20 protein-coding genes and 1 pseudogene are annotated in these 13,382 nt (G+C 69.7%); 9 read left to right on the top strand and 12 right to left on the bottom strand.

Annotated features, from left to right (window positions below):
• A pseudogene (locus ACYVE7_RS17405) lies at positions 1 to 209 on the top strand (MerR family transcriptional regulator); the annotation flags it as partial.
• Here ACYVE7_RS17405 and ACYVE7_RS17400 read toward each other — a convergent pair.
• A complete protein-coding gene (locus ACYVE7_RS17400) occupies positions 181 to 825 on the bottom strand; it encodes a dihydrofolate reductase family protein (RefSeq protein WP_460365765.1) in 645 nt (214 codons plus the stop codon). The pseudogene ACYVE7_RS17405 and the gene ACYVE7_RS17400 sit on opposite strands and share 29 nt — an antisense overlap.
• A gap of 150 nt (positions 826 to 975) precedes the next feature.
• Here ACYVE7_RS17400 and ACYVE7_RS17395 point away from each other — a divergent pair, with 150 nt between their 5' ends.
• From ACYVE7_RS17395 to ACYVE7_RS17380, 4 genes are all read left to right on the top strand, one after another.
• A complete protein-coding gene (locus ACYVE7_RS17395; protein ID WP_460365764.1) occupies positions 976 to 1,338 on the top strand; it encodes a YciI family protein in 363 nt (120 codons plus the stop codon).
• Position 1,339: 1 nt separating this feature from the next.
• A complete protein-coding gene (locus tag ACYVE7_RS17390) occupies positions 1,340 to 1,636 on the top strand; it encodes a YciI family protein (protein WP_460365763.1) in 297 nt (98 codons plus the stop codon).
• Between the two features lie 2 nt (positions 1,637 to 1,638).
• Positions 1,639 to 2,868, top strand: a complete 1,230-nt coding sequence (locus tag ACYVE7_RS17385) for an RNA polymerase sigma factor (protein WP_460365762.1) — start codon at positions 1,639 to 1,641, stop codon at positions 2,866 to 2,868.
• A 108-nt stretch (positions 2,869 to 2,976) separates the two neighbouring features.
• Positions 2,977 to 3,612, top strand: a complete 636-nt coding sequence (locus ACYVE7_RS17380; RefSeq protein ID WP_460365761.1) for a hypothetical protein — start codon at positions 2,977 to 2,979, stop codon at positions 3,610 to 3,612.
• A 38-nt stretch (positions 3,613 to 3,650) separates the two neighbouring features.
• On the opposite strand, the gene ACYVE7_RS17375 is transcribed toward ACYVE7_RS17380, so the two are convergent.
• From ACYVE7_RS17375 to ACYVE7_RS17360, 4 genes are all read right to left on the bottom strand, one after another.
• Positions 3,651 to 4,499: an alpha/beta fold hydrolase gene (locus ACYVE7_RS17375; RefSeq protein WP_460365760.1), complete on the bottom strand. Its 849-nt coding sequence runs from the start codon at positions 4,497 to 4,499 to the stop codon at positions 3,651 to 3,653.
• 191 nt (positions 4,500 to 4,690) lie between these two features.
• Entirely contained in the window at positions 4,691 to 4,903 is a 213-nt protein-coding gene (locus ACYVE7_RS17370; protein ID WP_460365759.1) for a hypothetical protein, read from the bottom strand.
• Positions 4,904 to 5,055: 152 nt separating this feature from the next.
• Positions 5,056 to 5,517, bottom strand: a complete 462-nt coding sequence (locus tag ACYVE7_RS17365) for a hypothetical protein (RefSeq protein WP_460365758.1) — start codon at positions 5,515 to 5,517, stop codon at positions 5,056 to 5,058.
• 50 nt (positions 5,518 to 5,567) lie between these two features.
• Positions 5,568 to 5,978: an ATP-binding protein gene (locus tag ACYVE7_RS17360; protein WP_460365757.1), complete on the bottom strand. Its 411-nt coding sequence runs from the start codon at positions 5,976 to 5,978 to the stop codon at positions 5,568 to 5,570.
• 114 nt (positions 5,979 to 6,092) lie between these two features.
• On the opposite strand from ACYVE7_RS17360, the gene ACYVE7_RS17355 reads away from it, so the two are divergent.
• A complete protein-coding gene (locus tag ACYVE7_RS17355; RefSeq protein WP_460365756.1) occupies positions 6,093 to 6,905 on the top strand; it encodes a helix-turn-helix domain-containing protein in 813 nt (270 codons plus the stop codon).
• The gene (locus ACYVE7_RS17350) at positions 6,902 to 7,093 is read left to right on the top strand and encodes a DUF397 domain-containing protein (RefSeq protein ID WP_460365755.1); all 192 of its coding nucleotides are present in this window, start codon (positions 6,902 to 6,904) and stop codon (positions 7,091 to 7,093) included. Before ACYVE7_RS17355 ends, ACYVE7_RS17350 begins: the two co-directional genes overlap by 4 nt.
• 20 nt (positions 7,094 to 7,113) lie before the next feature.
• On the opposite strand, the gene ACYVE7_RS17345 is transcribed toward ACYVE7_RS17350, so the two are convergent.
• Positions 7,114 to 7,845 (bottom strand): SDR family oxidoreductase, encoded by a 732-nt coding sequence (locus ACYVE7_RS17345; RefSeq protein ID WP_460365754.1) that lies wholly within the window; start codon positions 7,843 to 7,845, stop codon positions 7,114 to 7,116.
• Positions 7,846 to 7,944: 99 nt separating this feature from the next.
• On the opposite strand from ACYVE7_RS17345, the gene ACYVE7_RS17340 reads away from it, so the two are divergent.
• Positions 7,945 to 8,793, top strand: coding sequence for a LysR family transcriptional regulator (locus ACYVE7_RS17340; protein WP_460365753.1), 849 nt, complete (start codon positions 7,945 to 7,947; stop codon positions 8,791 to 8,793).
• Here the strand turns inward: ACYVE7_RS17340 and ACYVE7_RS17335 are convergent.
• Both ACYVE7_RS17335 and ACYVE7_RS17330 read right to left on the bottom strand, forming a co-directional pair.
• Positions 8,775 to 9,590, bottom strand: coding sequence for a PucR family transcriptional regulator (locus ACYVE7_RS17335; protein ID WP_460365752.1), 816 nt, complete (start codon positions 9,588 to 9,590; stop codon positions 8,775 to 8,777). The two genes, ACYVE7_RS17340 and ACYVE7_RS17335, sit on opposite strands and share 19 nt — an antisense overlap.
• Positions 9,591 to 9,622: 32 nt before the next feature.
• Entirely contained in the window at positions 9,623 to 10,441 is an 819-nt protein-coding gene (locus ACYVE7_RS17330) for a poly(ethylene terephthalate) hydrolase family protein (RefSeq protein WP_460365751.1), read from the bottom strand.
• Positions 10,442 to 10,565: 124 nt separating this feature from the next.
• On the opposite strand from ACYVE7_RS17330, the gene ACYVE7_RS17325 reads away from it, so the two are divergent.
• The gene (locus ACYVE7_RS17325; protein WP_460365750.1) at positions 10,566 to 11,711 is read left to right on the top strand and encodes a PucR family transcriptional regulator; all 1,146 of its coding nucleotides are present in this window, start codon (positions 10,566 to 10,568) and stop codon (positions 11,709 to 11,711) included.
• Between the two features lie 7 nt (positions 11,712 to 11,718).
• On the opposite strand, the gene ACYVE7_RS17320 is transcribed toward ACYVE7_RS17325, so the two are convergent.
• From ACYVE7_RS17320 to ACYVE7_RS17305, 4 genes are all read right to left on the bottom strand, one after another.
• A complete protein-coding gene (locus tag ACYVE7_RS17320) occupies positions 11,719 to 12,327 on the bottom strand; it encodes a GTP-binding protein (protein ID WP_460365749.1) in 609 nt (202 codons plus the stop codon).
• Positions 12,308 to 12,676 (bottom strand): DUF742 domain-containing protein, encoded by a 369-nt coding sequence (locus ACYVE7_RS17315; protein WP_460365748.1) that lies wholly within the window; start codon positions 12,674 to 12,676, stop codon positions 12,308 to 12,310. The genes ACYVE7_RS17320 and ACYVE7_RS17315 overlap by 20 nt, the downstream gene beginning before the upstream one ends.
• A gap of 10 nt (positions 12,677 to 12,686) precedes the next feature.
• Positions 12,687 to 13,112, bottom strand: coding sequence for a roadblock/LC7 domain-containing protein (locus tag ACYVE7_RS17310; protein ID WP_460365747.1), 426 nt, complete (start codon positions 13,110 to 13,112; stop codon positions 12,687 to 12,689).
• Positions 13,113 to 13,119: 7 nt separating this feature from the next.
• Positions 13,120 to 13,382 (bottom strand): hypothetical protein (locus ACYVE7_RS17305; protein ID WP_460365746.1); only part of this gene is annotated, 263 nt, incomplete at its 5' end.

Here is a 13,382-nt window from a genome sequence, read left to right as displayed (position 1 = left end):
CCGCCGCCCTCGCCGCCCGCCTCGCCGCCACCACCGACCCGCCCGCCCGGCAACGCCTGGTCCAGGCCCTGGCCGACATCCCCGGCCCCACCGCGACAGGCGCGCTCACCGCCCTCACCCGCGACCCCGACCGAACCGTCGCCGCGACCGCCACCTACGTCCTCACCCTCCGCGGCGGGGTCAGCGCTTCCAGAAGAGGTGGTGGGTGACTCCGCTGGGGCTGGGGATCTCCTCGTGGTGGTAGCGGTCCTCGAGGTCGGACGGGGCGGTCCACAGTCGTTCGCCCCGGCCCAGTTCGATGGGGGCGACCGCGATGTGCAGGGTGTCGACCAGGTCGGCGGCGAGGAACTCGCGGACGGTGGCGACACCGCCGCCGAGGCGGACGTCACGGCCGTCGGCGGCCTCCTTTGCCCTGGTCAGGGCCTCTTCGGGGGTGGCGTCGAGGAAGTGGAAGGTGGTGTCGGCGAGGGTGAACGACGGGCGTTCGAAATGGGTGAGGACGAAGACCGGGGTGTGGAACGGCGGGGTGTCGCCCCACCAGCCCTGCCAGTCGTGGTCCGTCCAGGGGCCGCGCTGCGGGCCGAACTTGTTGCGGCCCATGATCTCGGCGCCGATGTTGTGGGAGAAGTCGCGGGTGAAGTAGTCGTCGAGGCCGCGGGTGCCGCCGGGGTCGGTGCGGTTCGGCCAGCTCGCGGTGGCGCCCGCCCAGGAGACCAGATCCGCCGGATTGGCGTGCCCGAAGGGACGTTCCAGGCTCTGCCCCTCACCGGCCCCGAAACCGTCACGTGAAACGCAGAAGTTCTGAACCTTGAGCAGTTGCGGCATCTCGTCCTCCTGAACTGGCCGGACGCCCCGGTCGGGCGCCCTCTCGGAACATGGTCGGAGCTGTGCGGGGGATTTTGCGGTCGGCGGCGCAAGAATACGGAAGCGGCGCCGACTTCCCCGGGAAGAGCGCCGGACAGAAGAGGAGCCGAAATGAAATTTCTGCTGATCATGCATGGGAATCCGCAGGTCTGGGACGCCTTGACCGAGGAGGAACGGAACGAGGTGATGGCGGGGCACGGGGCGTTCATGGAGACCGTCCAGAAGTCCGGGGAGATAGTCGGGACGGTCGCGTTGGGCGACCCGTCGCAGAGCGCCGTGGTCCGGGTGCGGGGCGGGATCCCGGCCGTCACGGACGGGCCTTATCTGGAGGCCAAGGAGTTCCTCGGCGGCTACTACCTGGTCGAATGCGTGAGCCGGGAGCGGGCGCTGGAGCTGGCGGCACTCCTGCCGGAAGCCGGTGTCGAGGGGCTCGGCATCGAGGTGCGGCCCGTCGTCTTCGCCGACCCGGCGTGACATGCGGTACGTGCTGAGCGTCTACCAGGGCTGTGACGCCGGGGAGTTCCTGGCGGCGGCCGGGCGGGCCGGTGAACTGGTCGACGTCCAGGTGTTCGCCGATCCCGCGCTGAGTTCGGTCGTCCGGGACGGCGGCGTCGGTGACGGTCCGTATCTGCGGGACGCCGAGCAGGTCGCCTGCCAGTACGTCGTGGACTGCGACGGCCGGGAGCGTGCCGTGGCGCTGGCCGCGCTGATCTCGGGCGGCCGCGGGGTGGAGGTCCGGCCGTTGATGGCGTCGGCCGGGCTGGAGATGTGAGCGTGCCGGAACGGTTCGAGGGCCTGCTGCGTGAGCTCGCGCCGCAGGTCCTCGGCGTGCTTTTGCACCGGTACGGCGGGTTCGAGGAGTGTGAGGACGCCGTCCAGGAGGCGCTGCTGGCGGCGGCGGTGCAGTGGCCTGAGCAGGGCGTCCCGGACAGTCCCCGGTCGTGGCTGATCACGGTGGCGTCGCGCCGGCTGATCGACCAGCTCCGCAGCGAGCAGGCGCGGCGGCGGCGCGAGACCGTCGCGGCGCTCCAGGACGTGCCGAGCGAGCCCGCCCCCGACGACCTGCTCACCCTGCTGTTCCTGTGCTGCCATCCGGCGCTGACGCCCGCCTCGCAGGTGGCGCTCACGCTGCGCGCCGTCGCCGGGCTGACCACCGCCGAGGTCGCGCGGGCGTTCCTGCTGCCGGAGGCCACGATGGGCCCGCGGATCAGCCGCGCCAAACAGCGGATCAAAGCCGCGGGCGCGACGTTCACCCCGCCGACCGACACCGAACGGCTCGACGCCGTCCTGCACGTCCTCTATCTGATCTTCAACGAGGGCTACACCGCCGGTTCCGGCCCCGACCTGCACCGCGGCGACCTGACGTCCGAAGCGATCCGCCTGACCCGCACCGTCCACCGCTCCCTGCCCGGCGACGGCGAGGTCGCCGGCCTGCTCGCCCTCATGCTCCTGACGGACGCCCGCCGCCCCGCCCGCACCACCCCCGACGGTGCCCTCATCCCCCTCGCCGACCAGGACCGCTCCCTCTGGAACCGAGCCCTCATCGCCGAAGGCACCACCCTGATCACCGACGCGATGTCCACCGCCCCACTGGGCCCCTACCAGCTCCAGGCCGCGATCGCCGCCCTGCACGTCGAGGCCCCCCACGCCGACGCCACCGACTGGGAGCAGATCCGCATCCTCTACACCATCCTCACCCGTATCGCCCCCAACCCCATGGCCACCCTCAACCACGCCATAGCCATCGCCATGACCGAAGGCCCCACCGCCGCCCTAACCCTCCTCAATTCCCTCGACACCGACCCCCGCCTGTCCCACCACCACCGCCTCCACGCCGTCCGCGCCCACCTCCAGGAACTGGCCGGCGACCCCACCTCCGCCCACACCAACTACCTCCTAGCCGCCCGCCTCACCACCAGCCTCCCCGAACAGCACTACCTCCACCAAAAAGCCAACAACCTTAAGAAACCAAAAGAGAACGGCACAACTCAGGCCTGGCCGTGACCTGACCGACGACGCCTGACGCACACGGGCCGATCCACGCCGCGTGCGTAGTAGCGAGAATCTTTCGCATGTACTATCCTCGTGTACAGTCGTACTAAAGTTGCGTACATGCCAGCTAAGGAGATCCTCCGTGCGTTCAGGGGGCTGTGGCCGGTTGCCCGGCCAGCAAATGACGACGAACGAGGAGGGAACGGCATGAGTGTGGATGTCTTCTGGTTCGACATCGACGTTGCCGGTCCAGTGACCGACGACCACGTCGACGAGCTGGCCGCCTCACTGCACGACAAGGGCGGAATCGACGCTACGGTGCAGGCCGACGAGCGGGGAGGGACAGTGATGTTCTCCCGCGAGGCCGAAGACGTCGCCGAAGCGATCCTCACCGCGATCGAGGACCTACGAGCAGCGGGCTTCACCGTCACCGGGATCGGTGGCGGCGACCTGGTCTCCATCGAGGAGGTCGCGCTTCGCGCCAGGGTCAGCATGTCAGCAGCCAGGCATTGGGCCGGCGGGCTACGAGGACCGGGCGCGTTCCCTCCGCCCGTGCAAGCCAAGCTGTACTCATGGGCGACCGTCTCAGAATGGCTGATCCGGCACAAGCTCGGTTCCGTCGACCACACAGCAGGCCAGGTCGCCAGAGCCGCGGTCTACTTCAACGCCCTGCTGACCGTTGAACGGACAAGAGGGTCGATCCCCTCCCACCGCCGCAAAGCCGCCGAACTCGAGATACTCAGCGGACATCACTGAGCGTTCTCCGGTGCCGGGGCAGCCGCTGGTAGCTCGGACTACGACGCCGCGCCGAATCTGCTTGCTCCGTGCTGAGCAGGCTTCGGATGGGTGGTTTGGGGTGGCAGGGTGTTGAGGAAGGATCGCACCGTTGTGGCGAAGGCGGTGGGGGCGGACTCGTGGACGGTGTGGCCGGTGGGGAGTTCGACGAGACGGGTGTTCGGTCGGCGGGCTGCCATCGCCTTGGCGTGGGCGGAGGTGAGCGTGTCGCTTCGGGTGCCGTGGACGAGCAGGGCGGGACAGTCGGTGGCGAGCCAGTCCTTCCAGTGGTCGCCGTTGGCCTGGCCGACGGAGGTGACCATGTCCTGCGGGCGGAAGGCCAGCCCCCACCCGTCGGGGTATTCGCGGAGGGCGTCGGTCAGGTAGCGGGCCGCACCCCCGAGCTGTTCGACGAGGGCCGTGCGGGTCGGCGCCCGGTGCGGCCAGGCCAGGCAGAAGGACAGGTCATTGTCGTGCTCGGCGCCGATGTCCTCGATGATGAGCGCGCTGACCGTGCTCGGGTAGCGTGCGGCGAGCTGATAGGCGTTGACGCCGCCGAGCGAATGGCCGAGCACCACCACCCGGCTCAGGCCGAGGTGGGCGAGGAACGCGGCAGCGTCCTGGACGTACCCTTCCCGGGAGTAGTCCGGCCCCGGGTCGGAGAAGCCGTGTCCGCGCTGGTCGAGGGCCACGACCCGCCAGTCGGGAGCCAGGGCCCGCGCCAGCTCGGCGAAGGTGCGGCCCTCGTTGAAGTGGCCGTGCAACGCGAGCAGGGGCCGCCCCGGCCCCCCGAAGTCGAGATAGGACAGGCAGCGCCCGTCCACCATCATGGCCGCCCGAACCGGTTCGAAATCACGAGATACCGACATCACGAAGATCACCCTGCCACCGGACAACACCACACTCAACCGAGCCGTCCAGTGAACTGAACAGTGGGACGGGTTCGGTGCGGTGCCGCAAGCCGCGGACGGTCCATGACCCGAGCAAGATCAGAGAATGGACCCGCGTGACCCGAAACCGGCCGGAACGAAGGAACCTGGAGCCGTCCTGAGCCGGGCGCTCAGCGTTTGCGGCGACCGCCGGACTTGTCGGTGACGCCGGGATGACCTATGGAGGCTTTGGTGATGTGGAGGGTGCGCTCCCCGTCGTTGATGGCGTACCAGAGCCGCCCGCCTGCGGAGATCTCGTACTGCCATTGTTCAAGGTCGGCTACACCGATCTTGACAGAGGAGAGCCCGCCTTTGAGGCGGTGCTGGCGGCTGGGGTTGACCATCGACCTCGGATCGGCGGTGATATCGCACCAAGCGCGGTCGAGCCCGGTCCGCGCATGACGCAGGAGGTCGGGCCACCCTCGCGCCGCATCGGAGTTGTGGAGGACGACTCGCCATGGATCTGGACGTGGAGCCTCGTCTCCCCGGCGCAGCTTCATGCGCCGGGCCGTCCGATCTCGGTGAACTCGTCGACCTCGAAAGGCCCGGCCAGGTGCTTGGCGAGGGACGGATCTGTGTGGATCTCCGCGGTGTGCTTCCAGGCCACGAGATTGGCCGCGAAAGGTGTGAACCGTCCGGTATCGGCTCCGGCGAGCAGGTCGTCGAGGAGATCGGTCACGGCCTGAGGGCGTTCCTCGGCGGGAAGCCAGGCGAGCCAGGGCAGTTCCTCCGCGAAGGCTTCTTCCGCGAGCGCGCGGTTGGTCCGTGCGAGAAGACGCAACGATCGGGCGGCGAACCGGAGCGCGTCGAGCTCGGCCTGCCGAGCGGCACGGCGGGTCAGGGAGAGGTCCTCCTCGTCACCCCGACGCTCAAGTATGACGTCACCGTCCCCGAGCGCGGGCAGCACCGAGGTGGGTTTTCTGAGGAAGTCGCTGTAGTTCACGATCGTCGTAGCCATACCAACACTATATCTGAACTAATGCAGAACTCCGTGAGGGTGGCGGGTGGTTAGAAGGTGAGGGTGAACCAGAGGGTGAGGCGGCCGTCGGGGAGGGGGTGGTGGCCCCAGTCCTTGGCGGTGAGGTTGAGGAGTTCCAGGCCTCGGCCGTGTTCGTCGTCGGGGGTGGGGGCGGGGTTGCGGAGCGGTTCGGTGGGGCCGCCGCAGTCGGTGACGTGGACGCGTAGGAGGGAGGCGGTGAGGGTCGCGCTGATCTCGACGGGGGGATCGGGGGTGCCGGCGGACGCGTGGAGGACGCTGTTGGTGAAGGTCTCGCTGAGGAGCAGGGTCGCGGTGTCGGTGGCGGGGTGGGCCGGGTCGAGCCACGCGCTCAGGCAGTGACGGGCCAGACGGACCTGATCGGGGCGTCCCGGGAAGACCGCGGTGATGGTGCGTTTTTGTGTGCTTATGTCCTGAGTCAATTGATGCCACCTGCCTCGGTTTCAGTGGTTCCAAAGACAGCATGGGGGGCTGCGTCTAGCTTTGTCTTAGTCCGGTGGCGATCCGGAACTGAAGGGAACCGAGGTGATCGAACGATGCCTGCCAATCCGTCGCCCAATCCGATGGACTCTATGTGGCATTTCATCGCCGTCTTGGTGCGGGCGTTCCGCCTCAAGGCGGGGATGACCGGTGAGCAGCTCGCGAAGGTGCTCAACAGCTCGAAGGCGTCAGTTTCACGGCTGGAGAACAACGACGCGCGGCTGGAGGAGAACGAAGCCCTGGCGCTTGACAAGCATTTCGACACCGCACCGCTATTTGTCTGTCTTGTCCGTTACGCCACACGTGGGCATGATGTGGACTGGTTCAAGCAGCACACCCAGCTTGAGCAACTCGCCGAGGTGATCAAAGCCTACGAAGCGCTCGTCATTCCCGGCCTTCTGCAGACCGAGGCCTACGCCCGCGCCCTGATCACTTCCTACTGCGTATCCGAGCAGGAGGCCGAGCGGCTTCTCAGGGAACGCATGGACCGTCAGAAGATCCACGAGCGCGACCAGCCGCCCGTTCTCCTCTACATCATCAGCCAGAACGCCATCGACTGGGTGATGGGCAGCCCCGAAATCCACCGGGCGCAGCTCCAGCGGCTCCTCGATCTGTCGGAGAGCGGCGCGGTGGGCATCCGTGTGCTGCCCCGCACCGCGGGAGCGCACGTCGGAACCGACGGGAGCTTCAAGCTCATGGCCGGAGCGTACGGTGACGTCGCATACACCGAATCCCCCGGAATGGGACGGCTGGTCTCGACTTCCTCTGAAGTGAGAGGCTATGGCGTACTGTACGAACGCATCTCGCTCAAGGCTTTGGACGAGGCAGCATCGCGTGCGCTGATCCGTCGCATCATGGAGGAACTGTGAACGTCGCCCCCCAATGGCGGAAGTCGAGCCACAGCGGTGCACAAGGTGGGGACTGTGTCGAGGTCGCGCGTCTCTCGCAAGGGCGCGTCGGGCTCCGGGACTCCAAGAACGCCGAGCGAGGGCACCGCGCCTTGACGCACCGAGGGTTCGCCGCCTTCGTCCGAAGCCTCAAAGAGACCCACGCCTAGATCCGACCATCCGACCCGGGTCACCAGGGGATGGGGCCGGCGTCTTCGAAGTAGGCGCCGGTGGGGCCGTCGTCGGGGAGGGTGGCCAGGCGGAGGGCGATGGCCGCGCCCTGTTCGGGGGTGCGGAGGCCGCGGAAGCCGTTCAGGTCGGTCGCCACGAAGCCCGGGCAGGCGGCGTTGATCAGGATGCCGGTGCCGTGGAGTTCCTTCGCGTACTGGATCGTGACGGCGTTGAGGAAGGTCTTGGACGGCGAGTAGGCCACCGACAGCGGGCCCACGGCGTCCGGTCCCGCGGACGAGGTCTGGCGGGTGAGGGAGCCGACACTGCTGGACATGTTCACGATCCGCGGCGACGCCGAGCGGCGCAGCAGCGGCAGCATCGTGTTGGTGACGCGGATGACGCCGATCACGTTGGTCTCCACCGCCGTCCGCACGGCGTCGAGCGAGGCCGTGGTCGGGTTCTGCGGCATACCGCCCGTCACGCCGGCGTTGTTGACGAGCGCGTCGAGACGGCCGTGACGCTCCTCGATCAGGGCGGCCGCCGCCGTCACGCTCGCGTCATCGGTGACGTCCAGGGGCACCCCGAACACGTCAGCGCCGCCCGCCCGGAGCTTGGCCACGGCGGCGTCCCTGCGGCCCGCATCCCGCGCGCCGACGCCCACGCTCCAGCCGAGCGCGCCGAGCCCGGCGGCGATCTCGTATCCGATTCCCTTGTTCGCGCCGGTCACCAGCACGATCTTCTGTTCGCTCATGTTCCGATCGTGGCCCGCCCCCGGCCGCCGTCTCCAACACCGATCGGGTCACCGTCGATACCCCACCGGTATCGGTCCAGCCGGGATACGGTGAAAGGCATGGAGACGCGTGAGTTGCGATACTTCGTCGCCGTTGCCGAGGAACTGCATTTCGGCCGGGCCGCCCAGCGCCTCGGGATCGCGCAGCCTCCGCTGTCCCGGGCGATCCAGCAGCTCGAACGACGCCTCGGGGTGACCCTGCTGGATCGCGGCGGCCGCACCGTCTCGCTCACCGAGGCCGGATCGGTCCTGCTCGTCGAGGGCCGGGCGGCCCTCGACGCGGTCGCCGCGGCGGGACGCCGCACCCGTCGCGCCGTGCAAGAGGGCCTCGTCCTCGTCATCAAGGCGGGAGCCGCCGGCGATCTCCCGGCCGAGCTCCTCACCGCCTACGCCGCCACCCCCGACGCGGTCACCGTCGACGTCCAACTCTGCGGCATCGGCGAACAGGGATCCCTGCTCCGCGACGGACGCGCCGACGTGGCGCTCCTCCACCTGCCGTTCGACTCGACGGCCGGATGCGACACCGAGGAGCTGCGCACCGAACGGCAGGTCGCCGTCGTCCCGTCCGCCCATCCCCTGGCCCGCCGCACCCACGTGACGATGGCCGACGTCACCGGCCTGCCCGATCTGCCGATGCCGCGCTGGCCCCGCCCCGACGGCACCTACCCGCGGGGCCCCGGCCCCGAAGCCCACGACACCGCGCAGCTCTACCAGCTGATCGCGCTGGGCCGGGCCACGGCCGTCCTGCCCGAATCCTGCCGGACCCATCTGCGCGGCGATCTGGCCACGGTCCCCGTCCTCGACGCCCCCCTGGTCACCACGGTGATCGCCTGGCCCTCGCACAGCCGGTCCCGAGCCGTCGCGGCCCTGGTCCGCACGGCCGCGGGCCTCTACGAGGCGATCCGGTAGCCGAACGGGGCGCTGAGCCAGAGGGTGAGGAGCATGTGGAGCTCCAGATGGTGGGCGGGATCGGTGAGCCGGTCGCCGAAGAGGGATTCGAGGTTGCGGATCCGGTAGCGGACCGTCTGCGGGTGCAGATGCAGCCGGGTCGCGACGGCCGTGGCGTTGAAGTTCTGCTCGAAGCAGGCGACGAGGGTTTCGGCGAGGTCGCGGCGGAGCGATTCACGGACCGTCATCAAGGGCGCGAGAGCCCGGGAGATGCCATAGGAGGCGAGCTCGGGGTCCTGGGTGAGGAACAGCAGGGGCAGATGGTCGGCGGCGAACACCGGCCGGTGGACCGGCGAAAGCCGCAGCGTCCTGCTCGCCCACTCGAACGATTTCGCGGCCCTGGTGGGCCGCACGGGGATGCCGACGGCGGCGCGGTGCCCTTCGAGCATCGCTTCGATCGCGGGGCGACGGCCGGGGCCGTCCGGGTCGGGGACGATCAGGCACGGGATGGGGCGGTGCCGGCCGACCAGGACGCCGGGCGGGAACACCCCTTTCTTCGGCAGATGGTCGAGCGCGACGACCGCGACGTGCTGCGGCACCTTCCAGCCCGCCTCGGCGGCGAGTTCGCCGATCTCCTCGATGGTGGGCGCCGGGGAGAGCAGCAGGTCGAGCAGGGCCCGGTGCGGAGCCGCCGGGGCGACGGGCCCGAGCGGCTCCGCGGTGAGCGTGTCGTGGAAGGCGGAGAGGGCCTCCACGATGCTGTTCATGGTCTGCCGGAACGCGTGCTCGTTCCGTGAGTCGAGCTGAGCGGTGGTCATCTCCGTCCTTCCCTTGAGCTCTTTGAAGAGGATCAGGCGCCGGGGATCTGCTGCGCCTTGGCGTTGCGCTGGACGTCCAGCCAGGCGGGGTCGACGCAGAGCGTGCAGTCCGCCCCGAAGAACACGCCGCGCGCCGACTCGTCGCCCATGAGCTGGAACCGGAACCAGGCGGTGGACAGGCCGCGGAACCCGCCGCCGTCGCCCGTCGCCTCGAAGTGGTTGGCGCCCGCGAGCTTGGCGTAGACGGCCGGGACGTGCGAGGCCGCCGTGTAGAAGTTTTTCACCCAGGACGGCTGGACGATGTTGTCGTTCTCCCCGGACAGGAACAGCGACGGCCCGCGCAGTGTGGACGAGGACGCCAGCGGGCCCGGCTGGATCGGGACGGTCGTGGTGACGCGCGAGTCGGCGGACGCGACGATGGCGCCAGCCCCGCCCTGCGAGTGGCCCGACGCGCCGATGTGCGCGAGGTCGACCTTGGCGAAGAACTTGGAGGAGGGGTTGCTGGTCTTGGTGATCAGCCGGTCGATGCCGGCGCGCATGTCGGCGCCGTTGTTGGACATGGTGGTGTTGGCGGCGGCGACGATGAAGCCCTGGCTCGCCCAGTGCTTGAGCAGCCCGGTGTAGGCCGACGGGGTGGCGAACGTCCCGTTCCCCCAGATGATCACGGGGTGGGTGATGGGGCTCTGCGCGATGTCGCGCGGGTAGTAGAAGGTCGTCTTGGACTCGGCCAGCACGGCGACCGGGTAGGGGCCGGGGTCGGCGAATCCGGCGGGCGCGGCCCGGGACGGCAGGGGAAGCAGCACGACCAGCAGTCCTGCGAGGACGGTGGCGAGTGCGAGGGGGCGACGCATGGTTCTCCTCGGGGGGGTGGAGCAGTGAGCGGGGTGGCTACTACTGCTGTTCGGACAATCTTCCAGCTCCGCTGTGTCATGTCTTTGCGCAGTTGAGGCAAGATTCGCTGCTGATAATTGGGCAATGTCCCGAATCGAGGAACGCATGGCGGCCCGGCTCAACGACCTGGTTCGCGCCACGGTCGACGAGTGCGCGCGCGAGGTGCCGTTCTACCGGCAGCTGCCGGAGGAGTTCCTGAAGGCCACCGTCACCGACAACTTCAAGGTGGCGCTGCAGCTGTGGGCCGACGCCTTCGCGGAAGACCGCGACCCGAACGCCGCCGAGATGACCGAAGTGATCGACCGGAGTGCCCAGCGTGCGGCGGAGGGCGTCCCGCTGGACGCGGTGCTGTCGGCCTATCTCCTCTCGGCTCAGGTCTGCTGGGACATGCTCTGCGCTGACGCCGATCCCGACGAGATGCGCCGGTACACCCGGCACACATACCGCTACTACGCGAAGATCATCCCGGCGACCGCGCTGGCGCACCTCCTGGAACAGCGGCAGATCGACGGTCAGCGCCAGGAGACACGCCGCGATCTCATCCAGGCGCTGCTCACCGGCGAGCCCGCCGCCGCGCTCGCGGAGCAGTTCGGCATCGCGCTGTCCCCCTCCTATCTGGTGGTGCTGCTCCGGATGGAGCCAGGACCCCCCGACGCGATCAGGACCGCGCGCCGCGTCCAGGCGGCCCTCGACGCCGCCCTGCAGGCCGACGTTCTGGCCTCCTGCACGATCGACGAGGCCATCGTGCTGCTCCCCGACACCCCGGCCGCGACCGAGGCGCTCCCCCGGCTGATCTCGGTCCTCGCGGAGACCGCCGAGCGGGAGGTGACGGCGTCCGTCGCCGAGGCCCCCCGCCTGGCCGCCATTCCCGACGCGCTCGAGGAGGCGAACCAGGTCGCCGATCTGGTCGCCCGGCTGCGGCTGCCGCACGCCCTCTACCGGCTGGAGGACGTCCTGATCGAGTACCAGCTCGCCCGTCCGGGACGTGCCAGGACGGCGCTCGCCGCGACCCTCGACCCGATCGACGGCCAGCCCGTCCTGCTGGAGACCGCGCAGTCGTTCGTCCGGCACGGCCACAACCGCGCCCAGACCGCGGCGGACCTCAACATCCACCGCAACACCCTCGACTACCGGCTCACCAAGCTCGGCAAACTGACCGGGCTGGATCTCGCTTCGCCGCGCGGCCTTCGCCATCTCGACGCCGCCGTCTCCGTCCGTTCCCTGGCCTGACCCGCGCTCACGCCTGGACGGCCTGGGCGCGGCGCAGCACATGCTCGACCAGGCTGACCAGGAGCTGTTTGGTGGAGCGCCGGTGCCGGGCGTCGCACAGCACGATCGGCACGCCCGCGGCCAGGTCGAGCGCCGACCTGACCGCTTCGACGCTGTACGGCTGGACCCGGTCGAAGCAGTTGACGCCCACCAGGAACGGGATGCCGCGCCGTTCGAAGAAGTCGATCGCGGCGAAGCTGCTGTCGAGGCGTCGGGTGTCGGCGAGGACGACGGCGCCCATCGCGCCCGCCGCGAGCTCGTCCCAGAGGAACCAGAACCGGTCCTGTCCGGGCGTGCCGAACAGGTAGACGACGAGCCCGCTGCTGATCGTGATCCGGCCGAAGTCGAGGGCGACGGTCGTGCTGGTCTTCCCTTCGACTCCGGTGAGGTCGTCGACCCCTTCGCTGGTCTCGGTGATGAGTTCTTCGGTGCGCAGCGGCGGGATCTCGCTGACCGAGCCGACCAGCGTGGTCTTCCCGGCGCCGAACCCGCCCGAGATGATGATCTTGACGGTGGCGGCGTCGAGGGCCGCCCCGACGGCTGGAGGGGAAGAGGTGTCAGAGCGCGCGGAGACCATCGAGCACTTCCTGGATCGTGGCTACATCGTGGCCGGACGACGGCCGCCAGCCGGTCCGGTAGAGCATGAACTGCTGCTGGATCAGATCGGCGAGCAGCACCTTCACCACCCGCAGCGGCAGCCTGATCCCGGCGGCCGCCTCGGCGACGGAGAGCGGCTGCTCGCAGACCCACAGCAGCCGCGCCGACTGGCTGTCCACATGGCCGGCGTGCACCCTCGGCTGGACGGCCACGACCCGCGTGACCAGGTCCAGTTCGATCCCTTCGGCGCGGGTCCTGCCGCCGGTCAGGGCATACGGGCGGGCGACGGGACCCGCCTCGTCATCGAACCACCAGCGTTGATCCGGCACGGCGGGGCCCTCATCCGGTCCGGGCCGGAGCGGGGTCGGTGGCGTGCCGTGGCCCGCTCGCCAGATGCGGGCCCGCCTGCCGGACGATCCGGTTCATCTCGTACGCGACCAGCCCGAGGTCGGCGTCCTCCGCGACGATCAGCGCCAGCGAAGCCCGTGGCCCCGCCTCGGTGACCAGCAGATAGGCGTGTTCGAGCTCGACCACGGTCTGCCGGACGGCCCCGAGCCCGAAATGGCGTCCCGTCCCCGCCGACAGGCTGCGGTAGGCGGAACCGACCGCCGACAGGTGCTCGGCGTCGGCCCGCGGGATCGCGCCCGAGCTCGCGATGAGCAGGCCGTCGCCCGACAGCAGCACCGCGTGCCGCACCCCGGTGACGCGCTCCGCCAGGTCGGCCATCAGCCAGTCGAGACGCCCGGTGTTCGATCTGTCGTCCATGACTCCGTCACTTTCCTTGCGGGCCGGTGGTGAGACCGGCGGCCTCGGAGCGCGCCCGTGCGGTGCCGCGCTGGAACGCGGTCAGCGCGCTGCTGGACCGCTCGGTGAGCTCGGGGGGAACGCCGAACCGGTCGTCGGCCACGGCCGGGGGTTCGCGGACCAGTTGCGGAGCGAGACTGCTCTGCGACGTGCGTTTGGGCAGGGGCTGCGGCTCGGTTCCGGCCGGCGCGGACGCCCAGCGCAGCGGTCCGCCCCGATCGGGCACGGGCT

This window comes from Actinocorallia lasiicapitis (assembly GCF_054778695.1).
This window is presented reverse-complemented; position numbering and strand designations above follow the sequence as displayed.

Excerpts from the sequence above, each read along its gene's own strand:
- ACYVE7_RS17400 (WP_460365765.1), bottom strand. The coding sequence starts at position 825 with ATGCCGCAACTGCTCAAGGTTCAGAACTTCTGCGTTTCACGTGACGGT.
- ACYVE7_RS17395 (WP_460365764.1), top strand. The coding sequence starts at position 976 with ATGAAATTTCTGCTGATCATGCATGGGAATCCGCAGGTCTGGGACGCC.
- ACYVE7_RS17390 (WP_460365763.1), top strand. The coding sequence starts at position 1,340 with ATGCGGTACGTGCTGAGCGTCTACCAGGGCTGTGACGCCGGGGAGTTC.
- ACYVE7_RS17380 (WP_460365761.1), top strand. The coding sequence starts at position 2,977 with ATGCCAGCTAAGGAGATCCTCCGTGCGTTCAGGGGGCTGTGGCCGGTT.
- ACYVE7_RS17375 (WP_460365760.1), bottom strand. The coding sequence starts at position 4,499 with ATGTCGGTATCTCGTGATTTCGAACCGGTTCGGGCGGCCATGATGGTG.
- ACYVE7_RS17370 (WP_460365759.1), bottom strand. The coding sequence starts at position 4,903 with ATGGTCAACCCCAGCCGCCAGCACCGCCTCAAAGGCGGGCTCTCCTCT.
- ACYVE7_RS17365 (WP_460365758.1), bottom strand. The coding sequence starts at position 5,517 with ATGGCTACGACGATCGTGAACTACAGCGACTTCCTCAGAAAACCCACC.
- ACYVE7_RS17355 (WP_460365756.1), top strand. The coding sequence starts at position 6,093 with ATGCCTGCCAATCCGTCGCCCAATCCGATGGACTCTATGTGGCATTTC.
- ACYVE7_RS17345 (WP_460365754.1), bottom strand. The coding sequence starts at position 7,845 with ATGAGCGAACAGAAGATCGTGCTGGTGACCGGCGCGAACAAGGGAATC.
- ACYVE7_RS17340 (WP_460365753.1), top strand. The coding sequence starts at position 7,945 with ATGGAGACGCGTGAGTTGCGATACTTCGTCGCCGTTGCCGAGGAACTG.
- ACYVE7_RS17335 (WP_460365752.1), bottom strand. The coding sequence starts at position 9,590 with ATGACCACCGCTCAGCTCGACTCACGGAACGAGCACGCGTTCCGGCAG.
- ACYVE7_RS17330 (WP_460365751.1), bottom strand. The coding sequence starts at position 10,441 with ATGCGTCGCCCCCTCGCACTCGCCACCGTCCTCGCAGGACTGCTGGTC.
- ACYVE7_RS17325 (WP_460365750.1), top strand. The coding sequence starts at position 10,566 with ATGTCCCGAATCGAGGAACGCATGGCGGCCCGGCTCAACGACCTGGTT.
- ACYVE7_RS17320 (WP_460365749.1), bottom strand. The coding sequence starts at position 12,327 with ATGGTCTCCGCGCGCTCTGACACCTCTTCCCCTCCAGCCGTCGGGGCG.
- ACYVE7_RS17310 (WP_460365747.1), bottom strand. The coding sequence starts at position 13,112 with ATGGACGACAGATCGAACACCGGGCGTCTCGACTGGCTGATGGCCGAC.